The sequence below is a fragment of the Bifidobacterium sp. ESL1130 genome, assembly GCF_058507935.1.
On the sequence record NZ_CP196379.1, the window covers coordinates 1,963,430 to 1,985,962 of the forward strand.

Consider the following 22,533-nt stretch of genomic DNA (forward strand, 5'->3'; position numbering starts at 1 on the left):
ACGGCACTGATTAGAGAACCCTGATAGAGGGCACTGGCGCAGGTACTGATTGCCCGTTGTTCAGAGGACTATTTGAGATGCAGTTTGTGTAAAGCTCGCGCAATGAGGCGCGGGCGACGTAGCAGATTCGTTCCTTCGCGCACCGTGTTTCTTGCACCATTCAAGTCATAGGTATAGGCGCCATGGGCATTGGGTTTGCCTACCAACTCGCCGAACTCCAACAACTGTGTGCGGGGCTGATACGGGTGGCGAATATCAAATTCCAACAAACGCGAGGCTCGCTGGGTGGGTGCCGGGCCGTAAGAGCCAAAACCACACGTGGGAGTGGCGAACATGGTCAGCCCGTCAGACTGCCCCACAAACCTGTTGCGATGGTCATGCCCAGCCAACATGGCAAAGTAGCCCCGCTCGTCAACGTCATCTTCAAACTTCAGTTCCTCGCGGTCGCGATGGTCATATCCAAATGCCGCACGAGTGAGTATGTCAAACTCGCCGCTATCGGCATCAGGACAGCTGATTCCCTCGCCCAAGAAACTGCCGGGCACGGTTTTCTTATCGTCGATCACATACGTGTGGCCGGCAAAGGTGCGGTACCCCTCCACCGCGTGGGCGGCCGTTGCCGGAACTTCCTTGAGCAAACGGTAGTACTGCGGCATGGGAATGTGCTGGAACACCATCGACTTGGAATGCACCATACCTGGCACCGCGCCGAGAAACTCCAGCGCACGAGTGCTGGGCGCACCGTACCCGCCCAACTTGCCATAGTCGCCAGAATTGAGCACCACCAGCGAGAGCACATCTCGCTTGTGATCCACGCTGGTTACAGGAAGCGCGAATGTGCCCGGTTCACAGGGGAAGATCGGTTGATCTGGCAAACCGGAGCCAGGCTGATGGCGTGACTGGTCAAAATGCTGCACTCCAGCCGAGCCCATGCCACCGGGCGTCGCCGACGGCTCAGGGTTCAGGCATCCCGGAAATTCGCGATATATGGCGTCTTGTTCAGCATTGCTCAGGCCGCATTGGAAATCATGGTCACCATACGTCACCGCCCAAGGGACGCCGCGTTCTACCAGCGGCTCAACCAGCTGCGCAATATAGCTACGCACTGTCTCGCGCAGCTTTGCCGTGCTTTCCTCGCGTCTGCGAGCCGCATCTGAGTTGAAAGCCCAGCCTTGCGGACTCCACGTACGCTTGCGGAACGTGGATGCATAGGCCTCGTCATATCCCGCTATCTGGTTACCGGTAAAAATCACCACATCCGGGCGCGCCACATCCAGTGAGGCGGAGACGAGACGGACAGTGTCAGCGTTGAGTTTCGGGCCGTCCTGCACGTCGGAGAACACCAGCACGCGGAATTTTCCGGACTCGTGAAACTGCAGACGGCCAAGCCGTGCCGAGACCGATAGAGGTTTCGCCACGCGGCCAGACTGTGGCGCCTTGGCACGCGCCTTCAGTTGTTCCGAAGTTCCGTATTCACTCATGGCTCTATGGTACCAGCAGGAAGGCAGGGGCTCACGACCGCTGCATAAGCCGCATATCAACAGGTATGCAGCTGCGTATTCGTTTGTTTATTCATAAGTTCCTGCGCAAGGGGTTCTGCAGCACACCTGAAATACAGAAAAACCGCGGAAATCCGCGGTATCTTCTTGCTGAGCTGGGGTACCTGGACTCGAACCAAGAACAACTGAACCAGAATCAGCCGTGTTGCCAATTACACCATACCCCAATGGATAGCGCATCAGCCCTAAAGCTGAACGCGTTGTACCCCCGACCGGATTTGGACCGGTGTTGGCGCCGTGAGAGGGCGTAGTCCTAGACCGCTAGACGACGGGGGCCAATTAGCCTGTCACTCCTTGCGGAGCAACAGATACATAGTATATGTAAGATTGGAGCATAGCGCAAGACGGCGTGTCGCCGGACGAGACGCGATGCAATCTGCTAGTTAGTTACCTGCAATCTCGCAGCGCCCGTAGCACTCATAGCACCCAGCACCCAGTAAGCCACATCAGATAGCACAGCCCAGCAGCGCCTTTATCTTAAGCGTCAACTTAATTCAGTAGGGACGATTTGTGAGTATCACCTCCAAAAACGAAATCAGGAATGGCAGAAAATAGCCATTCCTGATTTCAGCATCAGCATTTTATTGGAAAATAATCCCTACTGAATAACGCTGCTGCCATTCTTGCGCTAGTTGAGCTCGCTTAGGTGCTCCTTGAGACCATTGAGACGCGCGAGCGTCAGGTCTTTACCGATGATCTCCATGGATTCGAAGAGCGGCGGGGAGACGCGACGGCCGGAAAGGGCCACGCGCACCGGGCCGTACGCCAGGCGCGGCTTGTAGCCGGCATCCTCCACGAGCGCCTGGTCAAGCAGGGCGTGCAACGACTCGGCGGTCCAGCCGTTGCTGCCATCAGCGCCGTTCTCGCTCACACCTTCCAGCGCGGCGATGGCCTTGGCCAGCACGTCGTCGGAGGAATCCTTGAGCTGCTTCTTGGCGTCGTCTTCCGGCGCGAGATAGCCCTCGCAGCTCAAGAGGCTGCCCACCATGCCGGGCACCTCGCCGAGCAACCGCACGCGCGACTGTACCAGCGGCGCGGCTGCGGTCAAAATCTCACGCTCGCGGTCGGTGAGGGCGTCCCAGCTATCAGCCGAAACCAAGCCGTCGCGGTGCAGGTAGGGCACCGAGCGGTTCAGAAAGTCCTGGGGCTCGAGCATGCGGATGTGCTCGGCGTTGATGGCGATGGCCTTGTCGATGTCGAAGTGGGCCGGGTTGGCCTTCACGTCGCGGATGTCGAACTTCTCGACCATCTCGTCCATGGAGAAGACGTCGCGGTCGGGCGCGATGGACCAGCCGAGCAGCGCCAGGTAGTTCAGCAGTCCTTCGCGGATGAAGCCGTTGTCGCGGTGGAGGAACAGGTTCGACTCCGGGTCGCGCTTGGAAAGCTTCTTCTTGCCCTTGCCCATCACGTACGGCATGTGGCCGAAGAGCGGCATTTCGCGCGCGATGCCGAGCTCGATCAGGTAGCGGTAGAGCACCACTTGGCGCGGGGTGGAGCTGAGGAGATCCTCACCGCGCAGCACCACGTTGATGCCCATCATAGCGTCGTCCACCGGGTTCGTCAGTGTGTAGAGCGGGTCGCCGTTCGGGCGGACGATGACGTAGTCCGGCACGGAACCGGCCTTGAACTCGATGCGGCCGCGAATGAGGTCGTCGAAGGCGATGTCCTCGTCCGGCATTTTCAGGCGTAGCGCAGGCTTGCGGCCCTCGGCGCGGAAGGCGGCCTTCTGTTCGTCGCTCAAATCGCGGTCGAACCCGTCGTAGCCAAACTCCTTGGGACGGCCCGCGGCAACGTTGCGCGCCTCCACCTCTTCAGGCGTGGAGAAGGACTCATAGGCGTAGCCCGCCTCAAGCAGCTTGGCCGCCACGTCGCGGTAGATTTCGCCGCGCTCGGACTGGCGGTAGGGGCCGTTGGGGCCGCCCACGTCGATACCTTCGTCCCAGTCCAGGCCAAGCCAGCGCAGGGCGTCGAGAATCTGGTGGTAGCTCTCCTCGGTATCGCGCACGTTGTCGGTGTCCTCGATGCGGAAGACGAACGTGCCGTGCGTGTGGCGCGCCTCAGCCCAATTAAACAGCGCCGTGCGCACCATGCCCACGTGGGGGGTGCCGGTGGGCGACGGGCAGAAGCGGACGCGGACGCGCTCGGGCAGCTTGGGGCGATTGCCGGACTTCGCTGCATCGGCAGCATCAATATGGTCAGCAGTGGTTTCATTCATGCATCCATTGTGCCGCGCAACTCGGACGTGGGAGAGCGCACGCGGAACAGACAAATCACCCCCAACCGTGCCGCCGACCACACAAACCGCACACTCCCACGCTCGGACCAACCTCGCGCCAACCATGTACCCCACTGTTCGAACCAACCGCGAACCAACCGTCCTCGCCGGCCATCATACCGATTACAAACCTCAACCCACACCCTTAAGAATCTTGTCCAAAACGTACCCACTTCCCTATCACAACCGCAAAATGCGTACAAACCGTTCAAAAAACCAGCGAATCCCGACCGAAACGTACCCACTTTTGCACCGAACCGTGCGACTTGGGTACAAAACGATCAAAACCCGCACTGCTTCCGACCAAAAATGCCCCACTTGCACCGCTGCGACCAAGCAGATTGAGTATATTCGCACAATGCACGGCCCACTTTATATAATGGTGCCGTTCGCGCGGTTGGTGGCAGCAGCTGCGCTACGAAACATCGAAAGCAGGGCGAAGCGTGCCCTGCGACCCGATGCGCGGCGCGGACTCCTCACCTTTCCGTCTCCCGCGTGCCGGGTCCGAACAGAAGGCAAGGTGAATAGGTGAACAGGTTCCGCACACATTTCCGCGCATTTGCAGGGCGCCCCTCAAACACGGCACATGCAGCACAGACAACATACGCAACAGGCAAACCAGCAGCACATACCTCGCGCGGCAAGCATTTACTGCGCGCCGCGGCAGCCATGACAACCGCCGCGGCGCTTGGGTTCTCGCTGGCAGCATGCGGCGGCCATGCCGACGACAATCCCAGCAAAACCAGCGGCAACGGCACCCCCACCATCAATTTCATGCTGGACTGGACGCCAAACACCAACCATATCGGACTGTATGTGGCGCAAAAACTTGGGTATTTCAAGGACGCCGGCATCAATGTGAAGATCCTGCCGACCGCTCAGGCCGGCGCCGAGACCAGCGTGAACTCCGGCGTGGCCGATATCGGCTTCTCCAAACTCACCGATCTGGCCAATGCCGACGCGCAAGGGGCCGACCTTGAGCTCGTCTTCGACCTGACGCAAAAACCCATCGCCCGCTGGTGCTCGCTGGCTTCCCGCAGCGACATCACAACCCCCAAGGACTTCCAAGACAAGACCTTCGTCAGCTTCGGATCGGCCGAGCAGAGCGCTTCCGTACGGCAGATGATCAAGTACGCGGGCGGCAACGGCGAGTTCAAGACCGCCACCGCCGGCACCAATACCTTCCGCACCCTGACCTCCGGCAAGGGCGATTTTGCGGGATTCTACGCCAACTGGGAAGAGGTGGAAAGCAAACTCAACGGGCCGGCGCTCAACTGTTTCGCCGCCGACCAGTGGGGTGTGCCCGGCAACCCCGATCAGCTTGGGTTCGCGGTCAAACGCTCATGGGCAAAGGACCCGGCCAACGCAGCTAACATCAAGAAGTTCGTGACCGCAGCGCTCAAGGGCTACAACTACGCGCTCGCCAACCCCGACAAGGCAAGCGATATCTTGGTGGAAGAGACCCGCACCTCGCACTTGGACCCCAAGCTGGTGAAGACCTCTATGCAGACCATCATCGAGAACAACTTCTGGACCGACGGCGATTCGAAGACGCTCCCAGGCACGGTGAACGTGGAGGAAGGCCAGAAGTACCTCGACTTCCAGCAGGCCGCCGGCACCTACACCGACAAAGCGCACCAGAAGCTTGCCAACGCCCCGCAAGCCGCTGAACTCTCCACCAACGAGTACGTGCTGACCCGGTAACTCGCAATAAATCTCAATACAAACCCCAATATGGGCCTTCGAGGCGTTCCGTGAGCACTTTTTTGAGAGCAACGCAATATGCGGCATTACAGAATGGCGGAATTTCAACGTTTTGGAATTTGCTGTTCGTCGCATTCTCTGGAAAAGTACTCACGGAATGAAATCACGATTCGAATAGGGATGTGGCATGCAGAACCTCAAACTCACACGGCGATGGCTAAACGTTGCAATTCCGCCGATTCTTGCCGTCGGTGCAGTGTTGGTGCTTTGGCAGGTGGCAGTCAGTGCCGGTTGGGTGAATGAGCAGTCGCTCGCCTCCCCCGCCGATATCGCGGTCTCCATCGGCCAAACCTGGGGCGATTTGGCGGATGCGGCGACCATTACCGCCATCGAGGCGGTCAGCGGGTTCCTGATCTCCATCGTCGTCGGCATCCTGCTGGGCATCGGGCTCTACATCTCCAAGACTTTGCACCGCGCCATATACCCACTGTTGGTGGCCGCCCAGACCATTCCCATCATCACCATCGCCCCGCTGTTCATGATTTGGTTCGGATTCAACATCGCCGGCAAAATCGTGCTGGTGGCTGTGTTCAGCCTCTTCTCCATCGCCGTGGAAACCGCACGAGGTCTGGCCGCCGTGCCGGATTTCTATGAAGCGGTGGCGCTCACCTGCGGTGCCGGGCGCGTGTGGACGCTGTTTCATGTCAAGTTGCGCGTGGCAGCGCGCCAGATTTTCAGCGGCATTCGCATCAGTGCGGCCTACGTGTTTGGCACAGCGGTGACGGCCGAATATCTAGGTGCCACCAACGGTCTGGGCGTGTGGCTGCAAGGCGCGTTCAACTCGTTCCAGACCCCTATGATTTTCTCGGCCACACTCATGATTGTTGCAGGAACCGCGCTGCTACTGGCTTTCGTGGCACTGGTGGAGCGGATGATGTTAGGCCCTGCCGGCGAGGATGAGGCGCTCTCTCTCGACAGCAGCGAGGGGTGAGAATTCCACCATAGGAAGACCGGCACACGTCTGACACCAAATTTCTACCCGCCTCCAGCGCAATATATGCAGACCACATCCACGCTGAACGTTACTCTGTAAGCATAGATGCGAAAGAGGTACCCATGACAGACATCAGGCCAGATTCCACGCAACCCAACCAACCAAGTCAACCTACACAGCCCAGCCAGCCAAATCAAATGCCGCCGTTTGCACAGGCGCCACAAGCACCGCAAGTGCCCCAAGTGCCGCTCGATCAGCCGTATTACGGCATCACATTTATAGAGGCCATCAAGCGTTTCTTCCGTAAGTATGCCGTCTTCACCGGGCGTGCCTCGCGCAGTGAATTCTGGTGGTCAATCCTGTTCACCGGTCTTGTCTCCCTCGTCATCACGGCGGTACTGCCCGAGTCGATGGATAGTACCGTGTCCCGCATCTGGGACTTGGCTGTGTTGATACCGACCTTGGCAGTGGCCGTACGGCGCCTGCACGATTCCAACAAGTCCGCTTGGTGGATTGTGCTGCCTTATGGTCTCGAAATCGCTGGTTTAGCCACACTGATTATCGGCGTGCTTGGCACCGCTACATCACTGTCATCGCTCAGGTATTACGGAACATCCACAGGCGACCTGTCCACGAGCTTTATCTCCGGCCTCATCATCTTCGTCCTGCTGTTTATCGCTGCAGTTGTGGCTGCTGTCATACTGATGACGGCCCAAAGCAATCCCGCAGGAGTGCGGTTCGACGCACAGCCAGTCGGTTCATTCTCCGGTTATGTTCCTATGGGTCCGGGCCAGACGATGCAGCCCGGACAGCAGAACTGGAACGGTCAGACGGGACCAATGAGCCAGCCGATGCAGCCTGGGCAGCCCATGCCACCAGCACAACCCAACAACATGCCGCAAAACCAGACTTGGCAGCCGCAATACGGACAGAATGCCTCACCGACCTCACCCGTGATGTTTGGTTCCGCGCCGATGAATCCGTCCGTTCCCAACAGCGGAGCACCGCGAGCCAATGCATATGGCGTGTCTGCACCAACCAATGAGACGCCTCAAGCTGCAACGCCACAGGCTTCTGCGATGCCTGCCGATGGGGTCATAGCACAGCAACCTCCGATGAATGGGTATGACCGCCCACAGCCCGCTCCGGTTGAGCCTGACCAGCCGGCACCTCTCTCCTCCCGCGCTGACGATTCAACAAACAACGGGTCGTCTAACGACGAGTCTGCGGAATCGCAAGCGCCGACGGCAGCATAATCGCACACCAGAAGAGAACCTAAACAGCTGCGGCAGGAGCATCATACATGGCTCCTGCCGCAGCTGTTTTATAATTGGCTGCTAACACCAACACCTGTAATAGTTGAACCGCAACGCTACAGCAAATAGATATAGCCCTATCAATGCAGCGCAAGCGCAGCAACGCACGTCCGCATATCCGCCGTCACTGCCATCCGAAGCACACGGCAAAACCTCGAATACGACCGTCCTTAACGCAAACAATCAGAGTTCCACTGGTTTTTTGTTAGGATCTTCAGGAATATCTGCAAATTTGGCAGCCAATTTAGCTTTCTTTTGCGCTTCCTCCGCGCTCTTTGCTTCGCGTTTGGCCGCAATAGGGTCAAAGACGAGTGCATCATAGTGTTTCTGCCATTCTTTGGCCGCCACCGGAGCCAGCACCGATGCCACAGCACAGGCCATCGCCTCATCACCGTGCGGCTCCTCGTCGCTCAGCACCGACAGCAGCGACTGAACGTCATCCTTGTTCAACACCATACGCGGTATGGAAAGACGCTCACATAGCTCGTTGACATACAGCAGCACCGGAGTGCAACGGCAACCCAAGTCATTGTTACTATCCTCTTCGGTGTTCTCATTGCTCATGATGTGCAGCAACCCAGCAAGGGCCACCACAATCAGCGCAAGCCGTTGGGCCACGCTTTCCGGGTCTTGACTCACCTCACCGCGAGCGCCGTCTGCAATTCCCACTCCCACGGCGGCTTCGATACTTTCGAGTGCCTCAGCTATCTCGCGCACGATATTCTGATCCCATTGCACGCCGAGCAAGCCGGCTGCAGCCATCACTTTCGTCGTGTCTCCGGTCTCGGAGTAAGCGTCCATTTGCTCGTATGCGTCGTTGACGATAAGCAGTGCCTGCACCACAGCATCGGGGCGGCCGGGGATTGATTCCGCCCCCTCATACACGAATTCAGCATCGGCAAGAGTGATGTTTTCTCCGGAAAGCAGCTGTGCCACGGCGCGTGTGACTCTCACTTGCAGATTTTCCGCGTATTTTACGTCGTTATCGAGCTGTTGCGCGTCGTTGAGGGGCCATAGCGACACCAATTTGGCGCCTACTTCTGCGGCATGACGCACTTCCGGTTGAATGGCAACCCTTGCCAGCACGCCTGATTCAATATGGAATGTCATGTCACAGCCTCCCTCATTGGTGTACTCCATCGTACACCGAGCGGTGGGGCAACCGCTGCATCTCAAGCGTCACCCCTACCAGCACAACCTATTGCACCAACTTTATTGCACGTCTTTGGCCGGATTCGCGTATGCGATGTGCTCGACGTGCCCGCTGCCGTCGTAGGTGATGGAGGTGATGGACGCGAGGTCGGTGTGCCGCAGCAGCATGTTGTGCTCTGGGCGGCCGGTTTCCAGCAGGTGGCGGTAGCTCCAGATGGGCGATTCGTGGCTGACCACAATCACTTGCTCCCCCTCATGGGTTTGCACCATCTCTTGTGCGAAGTCGGAGACGCGGGAAGCGATTGACCGGTAGCTTTCTCCCCAGCTGGGCCGCCACAAGTTGCGGATGAGTTTGAGATTGCGCGGCCGCCAGAGCGCACCCTGCCCATACCCGATGCGGGTACCGCGAAAATCATTGCCCGCTTCAATGATGCGCTCATCGGTGTGCAAGTCCAATGCAGCTTCGCCGCGTGCCGTACGTGCTTGGTTGAGTTCATTGAGTACTGCCGCAGCGGTTTCGCGCGTGCGGTCAAGGGGGGAGGAATACACCGCTGCCGCCCGACTCATCTGCGAATCGGCGACGATATACCTTGCGGTGGCTTGCACTTGTCGCTGGCCTAACTGCGACAGGTGAAACCCCGGAAGCCTCTCATAGAGCACCTTCCCCGGGTTTTCCACCTTCCCATGGCGCACAAAATGCAACGTAGTAGACGACATGCTATGTTCTCCTCGGTTTTCTGCGGTTATGGTGCGCAGTGTGCGCGGTTCGATTCCCGACCAGCTTCCGCCGCTATTTCCAGCCTTTAGGGCCGTGCTCGAGCGACCACACACCAAGTTTATGCGAGAAGGTATCGCGCTTGGCTTCGACGTTTAGCGCGCTGTCACGCCCGTCGGCAACGTTACCGTCGCCACCAGCAACGGCACCGCTTTTCTCCCCGGCGTCGAGCAGCCACTTGCGGATAATAAAGTTCCATACGGCCACCACTACCGTCGCCACCAGCTTGCCCACGTTGGTGCGCAACATATAGGCTCCATGCTGCGTCACCATGGCATCTGCGGACATGCCGAGGGTACTGGCCCAGATGATGGCGTCGTTGATGAGCAGACCGATTACCGAGGACACCAGGAAGATGAGCACCTCCATCCATCTGGCCATGTCGTCGCGGTGGACGAACACAAACTTCATACTCGCCAGGTAGTTGAACACCAGAGAGATGAGGAATGATGTGGTGCTGGCTATCACGTTGTGTACGTGCACAAGGAGCAACAGGTTCATCACCGCCTCGTCAATGACGAACGCGATGGCACCGACCATGCCGAATTTCACCAGTTGAGCAAACAATTTCTTCACGCTTCCCTATTTAACCCCACCCCACTGTCAGCGAGTTTCGCGGCGCTTTATCGCACACTGCCGAGCTCATTTCGGCGAATAGCCAGCCAGCGAGATGTCCGCCCAACCATGCCCCACCTGACGATAGTATGGAATCACCGTACGGCCGCGCAGCCGCACACCAACGTAAAGGAGCATCCCATGCCAGTCATTCACACCCACGTGTCCACGTCCACCACACCAGCCCAGCGCGACGCGCTCAAAGCAGCCTACGGCAAGGCAATCACCGCTATCCCCGGCAAGACCGAAGACTGGCTGATGTGCCCGTTCGAGGATAATATGCCGATCTATTTCGCCGGCAACGAGGACGCTCCCGCAGCCTACGTCGAGGTGAACGCGAAGGGCGACGGCGAAGATCGCGCAGTCTGGGAATCAATGAGCGAGCAGATCATGGGCGCGCTGGACCGTGAGCTCGGCATCCCGGCCGATCGTACCTACATCCGTTACACCGCCACCCAAGACTGGGGATGGAACGGTTCCCAACTCTGACTGCTGCGTCGAGGCGGGTTTGCAATACGCGCAGACTCGCGTTTCTTGTACCTCGATATTCAAAAACATGTGTTTAGTGTGCGCGTCAAATCTCCGCGCACACTAAACGGGCCAGCACATGGCACCCTCTTATTGCAAAATCGCTCGATCTTCAAGCACGTAATGCAAGATACGTAGCCGCTATGGACACTCAGCCGCTCACTGCCATAACCGATATGGTACTGGGGTGCCTCATGCAGCCTGATATGACCATGCGCAGACTCGCTTGAACGGCACCACACAAGCGCGGCTGAGCATCACCAACATGCCCAGCCCTCCTGCATCACGCGCCTGAGCTACACAATCTTGGGCATGGGAGTAGTCAACGACGTGGTGAGGTTGACATGCAGCACACCGGCACCGAGATGCGGTTCCACTTTTTTAAGCGTCACCGTGCGTTCCTCGGCCGCGGCTGCATCATCGTCGGTCATGATAGCCGGAGATTTGACCGCCACGATCGCCAGATCATCGATATTCACCCCGGCTTCGGCGCACAGATTGCGCGCCTGAGCCAGAGAGTCTTCGAATCCTTCTTTGAACAGCACTCGTTCAGCCGGCACCCCGTAGGCACTGCGCGCAATCCAACGCACGTTCTCGACCACATCCATGCCCTTGTGACTGCCGTCAGCAGCGCCATCAACACCACAGGCCGCCGCTTCCCCGCTGAGCTGCGCCGCCTGCGATTGAGGCTTCGACGCAGCGGCAGACACTCGCTCACGTTCCGCCTCTCCCAGATCACCTATACCACCCATGTCGGCAACATCATCTCGGCCATCCATACCGCATGAGCAAGGCCGCCCGTCCGCACCGGAAAGCATCTCGCCGCCGCGCGCGTCCTCAAGTACCCGCACCAATTCGTTCATCTGCCCTACCAGCGCCTGCCCGCCGTCTCGGAACAAGTTACCCATAATCGGCCGACGCAAGTCCAGAGACTCGGCGGTAGCACGAAGGTCCTGCACCTGGCCATCCTCGCCATCCCACAGGTTCACCAGCGGGAACGTAGGAATGCCAAGTCCTTCCAGACGATTCACGTGGAACGGGTAGCGCCAGGCCAGCTTCGGATCGTCGCGCCACGTTGAGGCACGCGTTACAACCACGCAGGCCGCAGGCCACGACGCTCCATATTCACGGCAGGCAATGTCAAGCCACTTCTGCGCCCCGGCATCGGCTCCATACCCGGCTTCAACCACCACAACGTCGTGCAGCGCACATGCCATCTCCACCGATACCAGCGAGGGAATTCCCAAAGAAACATTGGCAAAAGGCCCGCCGTGCACATACACGGGAGAGCCGTTGAGCGTCTGCGTAAGCGCTGGTTTCACTGCATCTGCCAGAATGCCGGTGATGCGCCACAAATCAATAAAGTCACCGAATTTTACAGGATGCCCGTCTTTGGTACCGGCCACCATGGCAGCCACACGCTCCTCGATTTCTTTCATCGAACGCGACAGCACTACGATCTGCATCATCTCGCATGTAGGCGTGAGCACCACACGCTCGGGAACATCGCCTTTCCCACGATCCACTGCAATTTGCCGCAGTGCACGCGAAGGCACCTCGCTGACTCTCGGCACAGCAATCGTGTCGAGCCTGCCTTCGTCAACAGCCTTCTCAGCAAAGGAAACAAGCAGGTTCTGAGCAGCTTCTATTGCACCCATCTCGCCGGTCAATCCCCAGTCGATGAGTTCAGGATGTGTGAGCGAGGCCTTGCCGCCGCCCGAAGCGCCGCCTTTAGACCCCGCCGCGGTAATCCCCATGCTCGGCTGACGCAGCACGGCGGCCGCATCCACACCGCGCGTGCGCAGGGCGTCGATGAGCGCGATGGTAGTGGTAGTCTTGCCTTCGCCTCGCGAAGCCTTGAGCGGGGTGTCAGCGGTGACGAGCACCACGCGCCCATGCTTGCGCCGCTCCCCCGGGCGGGCGTTCAGCCGCTCAAGGTAGCCGAACGCGTCAATTTTCCGCACCAAACCGTACTGCGTGGTGAACTCATCAATAAGTGCCATGAACGTCTCCTGTCGTCAAGGCCCGAAAGCCGTTGCCACTGCTATTGCGTACTACTCATCAGTTATCAGATCGGTTGAACCCGTTCGCCATCTCCATGCTAGCCTCGTACAGCACCGCATCAAGCAGATTGTCAGTCTCAACCTTGATACGCTGCGCAAGCGCCTCATTGGCATCAGCGAGCGCCTCGCGCACGTCCTGGTTGCGTGTTGCCGCAATGATTGCTTCAGGTTCCATTGGTTCCACATCGCCGTCAGCGTTGCTCACGTCAAACTCAGCTTCGACCAAATTCTGTGTCCCTATGCCGTCCTTGCCGCTCAACAGCTCAGCGATGTGGGCATCGGTACGCGAGATTGACTGGTGCGCCAAGCCCCCGGTCTTCTCTTGGTAGCGTTCCACGGCATTTGAGGTCCTCGCGAACGCACCGCTGCACAGCGCGGCGATGATCCGGTTCTCCCAGTAGAAGTTCTCGGAGGTCACGCGGTTGGTGGTGGCTTCAAGGTATTCGGGAGTACGTTCCACGTTCGGATAGAACGGTACGAGCGTGTTGAACGGGTTGGAACCGTAGGCCATCCATTGCAGCGCGCGTGACGCCTGCGGGCGGTAAGGACGCAGTTGGATGACGGCAAGCTGGCTTTGACGGTTGATGCCTATGGTGCGGTACATGCCGCGCGTGTGCTCGTCACCCCGGTGCCCGTACGGATCGTATGGGGTGCCCTGATAATGCGAGCTGAGCACGTATTTCACGTCTTCGATGGTGATTTTGCGCTCCGGCTGGCGGGCCCAGGGAATGTTGTCGGATTCCGGCGTGTGGTCGGCGTCCGGCCCGTCCCACACTTCGTCGTACGGGTTGAGGTAACGCTGCATATACCAGGCGCGTGGGGTGTTGTAGACGTGGTCGGAATCGGAGTGGGAACCGAACGCGTCGCGCGGGTTGAAGGGCGTGGTGGACTCCACGGCCAAGTCGAGGTGGTTGGTCTCGATGAACTGCGCAAGATCGGCTGAGCACATGTGCTCTTCCTGCTCTCCCAGAGCATCTTCAAGGTCGAACTCGTCGATGCCAAGCTGGTTGGGCATGGTCACGTACGCTTCGTCCGGCACGCGCTTGGCGATCCAATGGTGACCGCCCACCGTCTCCAGCCACCAGATTTCGTTGACATCGGAGAACGCCACACCGTTCATCTCATAGGTGCCGTAGCGTTCGAGCAGCTCGCCCAAACGTTCCACGCCCTCGCGCGCGGTGCGCACATAAGGCAGCACGATGGTAAGGAAGTCTTCTTCGCCGATGCCGCCAGCGCTGGCAGGCTCGTAGCCCGCCTCGCCTTTGGTGCCGCGCGCCTTGGTGTATTCCACCATCGGGTCGGCGCCCAGCACACGCTCGTTCGTGGTCAGCGTTTCGGTGGCGCTCATCGCCACGTTCGCCTCGTTGACGCCAGCTTCTCCCCACACGCCTTCTTTCAGGTCGGCGTTGGGCACGGCGGAATATTGCATCGGGTCGCTCGGCAGGTCGATTTCCACATGGCTGAGCACGCTGGTGTAGTGGCTCGGCTGCTCTTCGGGCTTAACCACCACGAACCGTTTCGGCGTGAATTCGCCGTTGCCTGAGTCTTCGTTGCGCGCGATGATCGTGGAGCCGTCCCAGCTCGCGTCTTTACCGACCAGAATCGTGGTGCACGCCATGTTTACCTCCCTGATACGCTTCGATAAGCCGCACCGAACGTATTGTCACGCAGGCACCGCACATCAGCATCGTTGAATTGTTCTCAGTCTACCCGAACGGGGCGCACAACCTACGCCTTGTCAGTGCGCACAGCGCCGGCAGCTGGCGCAGGCGCGGCATTGAGGGTAATGGAAGCGGCACTGACCAGCGTACCGCAGGCGGCGAGCGCATGCTGCATCTCGTTGAGCCAGAATCCTTCCGACAGGCCGGGCAGAGGTTCTGCGCTGGCCCAAGCTTGCAGCACATAGCCGTGCATCTTGTCGGGCGGAGTGGGACCGTTGTAGCGCATGGTGACAGCCGGGTTGGTTAAACCTACGAATTTGCTGGCGGCAGAGTTGCGCCCTTGCACCGCTTCGGGAATCATGGACGGCAGCGAACGCGAGAAATCTTGTGGCACAGCGAGCGCATGCGCATCGTTGAAGTCAAACATGAGCGCGTCCACCGGCACGTTGACCACGGCCCAGTGAATCCACTCGAACCCGCACACTGGTATGGAGTCGGGATCGGTGAGCTGCCAGTGCAGGTAGTGCGAGCGCGGGTCCAGAGCGTCAATATAGAAGGGGAAGGAGACCACCGGTTTGCCGTCCACCTTGTTTTCCGGTGGGGCGGCAGCGGCGAACGCGTCGGGAATGGTGGTGAAATCTGCGGAAATCTTCATGCGTCCAGTATCCCGCGGCGCTGTGACTTGCACGCTTCGGCATTCATGCCAGCAGCGCGCAGAACAGCGCTTCGAACACTAGCGTCTGGTTACCGTTGCCATTGAGCCTTCTCCGTGCGGTAGCAATAGCTTCCTGCCGGCTCACCGCTTCCTGCCGGCTCAGCCGACCGGCGAGCGCGACCAGTGCGCTGCGATGCTCGCGGTTCACCAATCCCACAGCCCCTTCGGCATTGTTCTGCACTACGGCCACGTCTCGGTACACGCTCGACACCGTGTTGAGCGCACGGTCGAGCACATCCCTGCTGCGACGGGTTACTTTTCGTTTCACATCGGCTTTTTTGCCGATGGCATTGAACGCACCGCGCAGCGCCGGAGGAATCCGCTCCCCTTCTGCCAGACCGTTGACCCTGCGGAAGTCAGCTTCAGCCGCTGCCACTTGCCGGTCAACGTCGTCACCGGCCTGCGATTTGGCGCTGTCGATAAGCCCTCCGGCCAGGAGCACGGCGTCTGAAGCACGGTGCAGTCCAAGCACGCCTGCCACCAGTTCGTCCCGGTCGCTCATCACCTGCTCGTTGAGCGCATAGAGTTTGGCCACACCCACGTGCCCTTCGGCCAGTCGCGCAGCGCGCTCAGCCAGCTCGGGCTCCACCGAGCATGACGACTGCAACCACCCGGCAACTGCATCGGTACTGGGCACGGCGAGGTTCACAATGCGCGTGCGGGAACGGATGGTGGGCAGCACATCTTGGGCACTGGGCGCACACAGCAGCCATATGGTGTGCGGGCTGGGTTCTTCGATCTCCTTAAGCAGCACATTGGTGGTGCGTTCCAGCATGCGATCCACGTCTTCGATGATGATGATGCGCCACGGCGAGATGCTCGGTGTCTGTTCCGACGTTTCAATCAGCCCGCGCACTTCGTCGATGCCGATAGTCACCTTGTCGGTGGCCAGCACGGTCACATCAGGATGAGATCCACGCAGCACCTGCTCGGTAATGCGCGTCGGCGTCTCTGACTCACCACGGTCAGGACTTTCCAGTGCTGCCGCAAACGCCCTCGCCACATTCGAGCGCCCCGACCCGGGAGGCCCGCAAATAAGCCACGACTGTGCAATGGCTTTGGGGTCTCCACACGCCACGGCACGCAATTGCTCAGCCACACGCCCCTGGCCTACCATCGCATCCCATACGCTCATCCGCGCCTCCTTACCGTCACCGTCCGCTCACGCTGTACCATCGCTGTACCCAATATACGTCGCCTCGCCCACTCGTTGGGCGGACATGGCATCGCCATTGATAACGCGCCGCTACGTGCAGCGAGTCACCGCAACAACTGCTGCACATCCTCCTCGATGATGCTCCACACATCAGCCTCACTCAGCCCTGCATCAATGGTCACAAACCGCTGCGGGTCGGCTTCGGCCAAGCTCACAAATGCGTTTCTCGTTCTCTCACTAAACGCTGTCCCGGCGGATTCCATACGATCTTCGCTGTGCGTCAAGCGTGCATGAGCCGCCCGTGGGCTCATGTCAAGCAAATAGGTGCGCGCCGGCCACAGACCGCCCGTAGCCCATTCGCTCAGTTGTCTCACGTCATCTGCCGTCAGCTCACGCCCGCCAGCCTGGTAGGCCAGAGAGGAGTCGATGTAGCGATCCGAAATCACCACTGCTCCACGTGCCAAAGCCGGAGCGATTACCTGTGCCACATGCTGCGCACGATCGGCAGCGAACATCAACGCCTCAGCTCGAGGAGCCACCTGCCCACCATGCAGCAGCAACCGGCGCAGTTCAGCGCCCAGTTCGGTGCCGCCAGGCTCACGGGTCACCACCACTTCGCGCCCGTGCACTTCAAGCCATGCGCGCAGCCGTCCAACCTGCGTGGTCTTGCCCACGCCGTCCACACCTTCAAAAGAGACAAACAGCCCGCTCATCTGTGCTTCTTTCCTTACATGCTCCTATGCTGCCACCTACGCCTTAGCTATGCTTTGGCTGTGGTCTGGGGTGCAGCTTTCGCAGCCTGCTACTTGGATGCCGGTTTCTTTGCAGCAGCCGTTTTGGTGGCAGTAGCTTTTGTGCCGGTCTTGCGTGCGGTGGTCGTTTTCTTTGTTGTGGCCTTCTTGGTCGTGGTCTTCTTAGTGGCAGTTTTCTTAGCGGTCGTCTTCTTGGCCGTTGCAGTTTTGCCCGCAGCTTTCTTCGCTGTGGTACGCCTCTTACGCTTTACCGGACCTGCCGCGCGCTTCTCAGCCAGCAAGCGGAACGCCTCCGCCGGGTCGATGGACTCAGGAGTGTACTGCTTGGGCAGTGTACGGTTGGTCTCGCCGTCGGTAATGTAGGCACCGTAGAAGCCATCCTTGATGGTCACGTTCTTGCCGTTCTCCGGATCGGCTCCCAGGTCGCGCAGCGGCGGCTTGGCAGCTCCCCTACCACGCCCACGGCCATACTTGGGCTGAGCGAACAGCGTCTCCGCCTTCGCCACATCGACCGTGAAAATCTCATCCTCGCTGGCCAGCGAGCGCGTTTCACTCTTGCCATCTGCCCCGGTCTTGGTGAGATATGGGCCATAACGGCCGTTATTGGCCATTACGCTGGCTTTGGAGACTTCACCCGTCTCCTTGTTTGTCTCTTCGATTTCACCCACCTCACGCGGCAAGCTGAGCAGCTTTAATGCGTCTTCAAGTGTCACCGTCTCCGGAGTCATTGTCTTGAACAGCGAGGCCATCTTGGGCTTGGGGGCTGCATCCTTCTTGGACTTCGCGGTTTTTGCCGTTCGTGCCTTGGTCTCACCGGCAGCCTCACCCTCAGCCGGCGTTTCCTGCGGTGCCACCAGAGCCACATACGGACCGAAACGACCGGTTCGTACCTCAACCGTGCCACCGGTCACCGGGTCTTGTCCCAACTCGCGTGGGCCACCGGCGTTGCTTTCAATAAGCTCGTGCCCTGCTGCCACGGTCAGCTCGTCGGGCGCCATGGTGTCGGGAATGGACGCATGCTTCGCGTTGCCTTGCGCATCCAAGCTCTTGGTGTCTTCCAGGTACGGCCCGTAGCGGCCTACGCGCACCTGCAACCCGTCACCGATCTCGATGGTATTGATGGCTCGGGCGTCAATCTCACCGAGTTGCGCCACCTGCTGCTGCAAACCCTCGTGCGCCTCGTCCTGAGATTGCGCAGCACCGTCGCCGGAGCCGAAGTAGAAGCGGGTAAGCCACTCGTTGCTGGTCTCCTCACCATGGGCAATCTTGTCGAGACCGTTCTCCATGTCTGCCGTGAACTGGTAATCCACGTATTGAGGGAAGTTCTGTTCAAGCAGTTTGGTAACTGCGAACGCCAGCCACGAGGGGATGAGCGCGCGGCCTCGCTCGTACACGTACCCACGGTCGATGATGGTGGAGATGATGCTGGCATACGTGGAAGGACGGCCAATCTCCTTGGCTTCGAGCGTCTTGACCAGCGAGGCTTCGGTGTAGCGGGCCGGCGGCTGGGTCTCGTGCCCATCCGCTTCCACGTCAGACGCGTCGAGCACATCACCGGTGTGCATAGGAGGCAATGCCACGTCCGCATCAGCGTTCGCTTTGCCGTTCTTCGTGTCGCCGTCCGCTTTTGCTGCGGTGCTTGCCGCAGCCTTGCGCGGCCAGCCGGAAGCTTTGAGGAAGCCGGGGAATTCGATTACCGTTCCCGAAGACTGGAAGATGGCTTCGCCCTGCGCACCAGCTGGGGCAGAGAGCCTCACTGTGGCGGTAGAACCGGTGGCGTCAGCCATCTGCGAGGCAAGCGTGCGCTGCCAGATAAGCGTATACAGTTTGAGCTGATCCGGCGGCACTTTGGCGGCGATATCCGCAGGATTGCGGAATGTCGAACCGGCGGGGCGGATGCACTCGTGCGCTTCCTGGGCACCGGCGGTTTTGGTGGCATACTGCTTGGGCTTGTCAGACAGATATTCCTTACCGAAGTTGCGCGTCACCGAGTCGCGGGCGGCAGCGATGGCCTCCTGCGAGAGCGTGACCGAATCGGTACGCATGTATGTGATGAAACCATTCTCATACAAACCTTGCGCAGCCCGCATGGTCTGGCGTGAACTCATGGAAAGACGGTTGCCGGCAGCCTGCTGCATGGTGGAAGTAGTAAACGGCGGCACCGGACGACGACGATACGGCTTCGACTCCATTGAAGCCACCGTAAACGGTGCTTGTTGCAAGGCCTTCGCCAGCGCGTTGGCTTGCGCCTCATCCAGCTGCACCACATTCTCTTTGGCACCAGCAGCGGTGAGCTCACCGGTCGAGGTGAAATCCTTCGACCCAGCCAGCCTGCGGCCTGCCAAAGACACCATACGCGAAGCGAAACTCACCTGCTCGCCTTGCGCGTCAGCGGCGGACAGCGTGGCGGTCACATCCCAATACGGCGAGCGCACAAACGCCATACGTTCCCGTTCGCGCTCCACAATCAGGCGCGTAGCCACCGACTGCACACGCCCTGCCGAAAGCCCAGGGCCCACTTTGCGCCACAGCACCGGGGAGAGCTCATAGCCATAGAGCCGGTCGAGCACGCGCCGTGTCTCCTGTGCCTCCACCATATCGGCATCCACGTCACGCGTATCGTTCAGCGAGGCTTTGATGGCTTCTGGGGTGATCTCGTGGAACACCATACGCTTCACCGGAACCTTGGGCTTGAGCGTTTGCACCAAATGCCACGCGATGGCTTCACCTTCGCGGTCCTCATCAGTGGCGAGGTACAGTTCGTCGGCGTCTTTGAGCGCGGTCTTCAGTTCGGCGACGGTTTTCTTCTTGTTTGCGCCGACAATATAGTACGGTTCAAACTTGTCGTTGACGTCCACGCCAAAGCGGCCGAACTTCTCTTTCTTGGCAGCCGGGACTTCGCTGGGCTGCGCCAAATCGCGGATATGACCGACCGACGCTTTGACGGTGTAGCCCTTACCGAGATACCCACCGATTTTCTTCGCCTTGGTGGGAGACTCGACAATGACAAGCTTGGTACCAGTCGCCATAACCACTCCTTAACAGTTACGCGGCAATGCGCCGCCAGTGCTCATACTAACCGCCCCCTCGGCACATTACGTACGATTTGGCGCGGCGCGCAGCCACAAAACGTTACCGTAACCCCGCAGCAGCCGGTGAAGCCACCGTGACTTCGGGGCCATCCCCCAGTTCAGGCAGCCCGGTTTCATGTGGAGCTGCACTGTGCGGCGGAGTCGGCGGAGCACCGATCAAGCCCAACCGAGTGAGCGGAGATGCGGTGACATGCCGCATGGCCAATACCAAGCCAAACGCGAGCGACGCCAAACCGATCACGCACACCACAGTCGCTGAGTAGGCCCCAGACTGCGCCCATTCGGCGCTCAAGTCAAGCCCCGGCGCAATATTCCACAGCACATACACGCCATATAGGCAGAACAGCACACCAAAGGTGATGAGCACGCTCGCAACAATTTGCACGCTTGCACTGGATTTACGTGCCTTGGGAGCGTCCATGCCCGAAGCGCGAGTAAAGGCGAGCGTCAGTAGGGCGATGCCCGTGCCTATGAGCACTGACATCACCACATCGGTGGGGCGGTGCCAGCGTTCCACCACCAGGGATAGCGCCACCATGACGGTATATGTGCCTCCGATGGCCGCTACCACTGCACGCCATGCCAGTGGCACCGCGAACAGCAGCACCAGACTTGCGCCCACGGCCAACATGGTATGCCCGGAAGGTGCTGTGTTGGAAGCGCTTGACATCTGGTGAATGAGGAAGGGACGGGGCAGCAACCGCTTCAGCCATGCCGCCGCATAGCACAGCCCGCCAAAGATGAGGCTCTGGCCGAGCAGCCACCACCGCTTACGTACCGCGATGACAATGAACGCGATCACGGCCATCGTGATGCTAATGGCTGGGATAACCACACGGATGGAGAGGAACGAGCATATGGAACGGAACCATCCCGGTACGCTGTCGCGAAGTCCGGTCCACACCATGTCGTCGTAGCTTTGGCCGATAGAAGTCTGCACGCCCAGCCAATACACGCCAGCAGCACCGGCGAAAAACAGTAGCGCCAAAACCACACACCAAGCCACAGCAGCAAGACGTGGCGCAGATGCAGCCAATCCTGCACCTTCGTTGTCTGCATCGCTCTTGGCCCCGCTGGCGAGCCTCTGAAGCCCTGCTGAGCCGGCACCGTGCTTGTTCACGTTGGAAAGGCCGTCGGCGCTTCCTAGACTATCGTTTACTCCAGCAACACCACTACCGCTCGCAGCAGGCTGCGCTGCGGCAGATTTTTTGTGCTTGCGCTTATTATGTTTGTTCTTACGTTTATGCGATTCGCGCTCTTCGGGTTCATCAGCCAGCAACGCCACACGGGCAGATGCCGCCTGTGGCATGCCACCGGTAGTGCCTTGGCTTGCACCATCCGTCGTGGCGTCGGTGCTTTGCTGCCCCGCCGCTGTTGCGTTAAGAGGTACGCTGAAGTCTGTCGATATCCAAGTAACGCTCTCATCAGTCGGTTTTTCATCCATCGGCTGCACGTCACCTACCCAGCCTGCAAGTTGACTCACCTCAGGCCACTGCGACGGCGAAGGAGCAGAAGTCTCCTCAGCAGGTGCTGGCTGTTCTGCAGCTGCCGTCTCTTCAACGGGCACTGCCTGTTCGGCGGACATTGCCTGTTCGGATTCAGAACGATAAGCTTCAAACTGCGAAGATGCTTCTTCGCCAAGTACATTACTCCCAGATACGCGTTCCGGGGTGTTGTTCGTTGCCAGTTCCACGGGCATGTCCCCGCCACGTTCCGGTGCTGCGGGTGCGCTCATTTCAGCATCACGCATCTCATCGCGCTCAATCCCCCAGTTGGTGTTGTCGGTGTTGTGCGTCTCGAAGTCTTCGCTCATACCCCAAACTGTATAGGGGGAGTATCGACACCACTAATTCTCTGTATGCTAGCCTCGCAACCGCTGTGCATCGCACGAAGATTGTTTTCCGCAGCAACTGCAAGCGTGCTGTCTCTGAAGGTGTCGGTGTTTGTGTTTGCGTTTGTGTTCACCGGCCATCCCCGGCCCAGCCGGCCAGTCCAACAATCCAACACCACCGCCAGTGTCGTATCACGCCCAAGACCCGACGTCGATCACCGCAACCAGCCAAGCAAAAACCACAGACCCCACAGACGATACCGGCCCAACCACCAACAGCCGCCAACACCATGAGCATGTCCGAATCCAAACCACTCTTGTTGGAATATGAAAAAGTGAGGGGCA

At 59.4% G+C, this 22,533-nt stretch carries 16 protein-coding genes and 2 tRNA genes; 4 read left to right on the forward strand and 14 right to left on the reverse strand.

What is annotated here, in order from left to right; all coding sequences use genetic code 11:
- Window positions 1-68: 68 nt before the first annotated feature.
- The 4 genes from ACSYSO_RS07850 to gltX form a co-directional block, all read right to left on the reverse strand.
- Complete coding sequence (locus ACSYSO_RS07850; protein WP_489760752.1) at window positions 69-1,481, reverse strand: metallophosphoesterase family protein; 1,413 nt, start codon at window positions 1,479-1,481, stop codon at window positions 69-71.
- Between the two features lie 173 nt (window positions 1,482-1,654).
- Window positions 1,655-1,726 (reverse strand) — tRNA-Gln (locus ACSYSO_RS07855).
- Between the two features lie 36 nt (window positions 1,727-1,762).
- Window positions 1,763-1,835, reverse strand: a tRNA-Glu gene (locus ACSYSO_RS07860).
- A gap of 352 nt (window positions 1,836-2,187) precedes the next feature.
- Window positions 2,188-3,774: a glutamate--tRNA ligase gene (gene gltX / locus ACSYSO_RS07865; RefSeq protein ID WP_489760753.1), complete on the reverse strand. Its 1,587-nt coding sequence runs from the start codon at window positions 3,772-3,774 to the stop codon at window positions 2,188-2,190.
- Window positions 3,775-4,503: 729 nt separating this feature from the next.
- Between gltX and ACSYSO_RS07870 the strand changes: the two genes are divergently transcribed.
- The 3 genes from ACSYSO_RS07870 (at window position 4,504) to ACSYSO_RS07880 (ending at window position 7,788) form a co-directional block, all read left to right on the forward strand.
- The gene (locus tag ACSYSO_RS07870; RefSeq protein ID WP_489799575.1) at window positions 4,504-5,538 is read left to right on the forward strand and encodes an ABC transporter substrate-binding protein; all 1,035 of its coding nucleotides are present in this window, start codon (window positions 4,504-4,506) and stop codon (window positions 5,536-5,538) included.
- A gap of 187 nt (window positions 5,539-5,725) precedes the next feature.
- Window positions 5,726-6,529 carry an ABC transporter permease gene (locus tag ACSYSO_RS07875; RefSeq protein WP_489799301.1) on the forward strand — a complete coding sequence of 268 codons (804 nt, stop codon included), beginning with the start codon at window positions 5,726-5,728 and terminating at the stop codon, window positions 6,527-6,529.
- Between the two features lie 125 nt (window positions 6,530-6,654).
- Window positions 6,655-7,788, forward strand: coding sequence for a DUF805 domain-containing protein (locus ACSYSO_RS07880; RefSeq protein WP_489799299.1), 1,134 nt, complete (start codon window positions 6,655-6,657; stop codon window positions 7,786-7,788).
- A 243-nt stretch (window positions 7,789-8,031) separates the two neighbouring features.
- Here the strand turns inward: ACSYSO_RS07880 and ACSYSO_RS07885 are convergent, their stop codons facing one another.
- The 3 genes from ACSYSO_RS07885 to ACSYSO_RS07895 all read right to left on the reverse strand — a co-directional run bounded on the left by ACSYSO_RS07885 (window position 8,032) and on the right by ACSYSO_RS07895 (window position 10,327).
- Complete coding sequence (locus ACSYSO_RS07885) at window positions 8,032-8,958, reverse strand: hypothetical protein (protein ID WP_489760865.1); 927 nt, start codon at window positions 8,956-8,958, stop codon at window positions 8,032-8,034.
- A gap of 102 nt (window positions 8,959-9,060) precedes the next feature.
- Window positions 9,061-9,717, reverse strand: coding sequence for a histidine phosphatase family protein (locus tag ACSYSO_RS07890; protein ID WP_489760864.1), 657 nt, complete (start codon window positions 9,715-9,717; stop codon window positions 9,061-9,063).
- Between the two features lie 73 nt (window positions 9,718-9,790).
- Window positions 9,791-10,327: a GtrA family protein gene (locus ACSYSO_RS07895; RefSeq protein ID WP_489760870.1), complete on the reverse strand. Its 537-nt coding sequence runs from the start codon at window positions 10,325-10,327 to the stop codon at window positions 9,791-9,793.
- Window positions 10,328-10,531: 204 nt separating this feature from the next.
- Here ACSYSO_RS07895 and ACSYSO_RS07900 point away from each other — a divergent pair, with 204 nt between their 5' ends.
- A complete protein-coding gene (locus tag ACSYSO_RS07900; RefSeq protein ID WP_489760863.1) occupies window positions 10,532-10,879 on the forward strand; it encodes a phenylpyruvate tautomerase MIF-related protein in 348 nt (115 codons plus the stop codon).
- Between the two features lie 335 nt (window positions 10,880-11,214).
- On the opposite strand, the gene ACSYSO_RS07905 is transcribed toward ACSYSO_RS07900, so the two are convergent.
- The 7 genes from ACSYSO_RS07905 to ACSYSO_RS07935 form a co-directional block, all read right to left on the reverse strand.
- Window positions 11,215-12,921: a formate--tetrahydrofolate ligase gene (locus ACSYSO_RS07905; protein WP_489760862.1), complete on the reverse strand. Its 1,707-nt coding sequence runs from the start codon at window positions 12,919-12,921 to the stop codon at window positions 11,215-11,217.
- Window positions 12,922-12,979: 58 nt separating this feature from the next.
- A complete protein-coding gene (locus ACSYSO_RS07910) occupies window positions 12,980-14,599 on the reverse strand; it encodes a C69 family dipeptidase (protein WP_489799288.1) in 1,620 nt (539 codons plus the stop codon).
- Window positions 14,600-14,709: 110 nt separating this feature from the next.
- Window positions 14,710-15,297, reverse strand: a complete 588-nt coding sequence (locus tag ACSYSO_RS07915; protein WP_489760861.1) for a YbhB/YbcL family Raf kinase inhibitor-like protein — start codon at window positions 15,295-15,297, stop codon at window positions 14,710-14,712.
- Window positions 15,298-15,340: 43 nt separating this feature from the next.
- Complete coding sequence (locus ACSYSO_RS07920; protein WP_489760860.1) at window positions 15,341-16,492, reverse strand: DNA polymerase III subunit delta'; 1,152 nt, start codon at window positions 16,490-16,492, stop codon at window positions 15,341-15,343.
- Window positions 16,493-16,617: 125 nt separating this feature from the next.
- A complete protein-coding gene (gene tmk / locus ACSYSO_RS07925) occupies window positions 16,618-17,226 on the reverse strand; it encodes a dTMP kinase (RefSeq protein ID WP_489760859.1) in 609 nt (202 codons plus the stop codon).
- 89 nt (window positions 17,227-17,315) lie between these two features.
- Window positions 17,316-20,294 carry a type I DNA topoisomerase gene (gene topA / locus ACSYSO_RS07930; protein WP_491701770.1) on the reverse strand — a complete coding sequence of 993 codons (2,979 nt, stop codon included), beginning with the start codon at window positions 20,292-20,294 and terminating at the stop codon, window positions 17,316-17,318.
- Between the two features lie 103 nt (window positions 20,295-20,397).
- Entirely contained in the window at window positions 20,398-22,170 is a 1,773-nt protein-coding gene (locus tag ACSYSO_RS07935; RefSeq protein WP_489760858.1) for a phosphatase PAP2 family protein, read from the reverse strand.
- Between the last annotated feature and the right edge of the window lie 363 nt (window positions 22,171-22,533).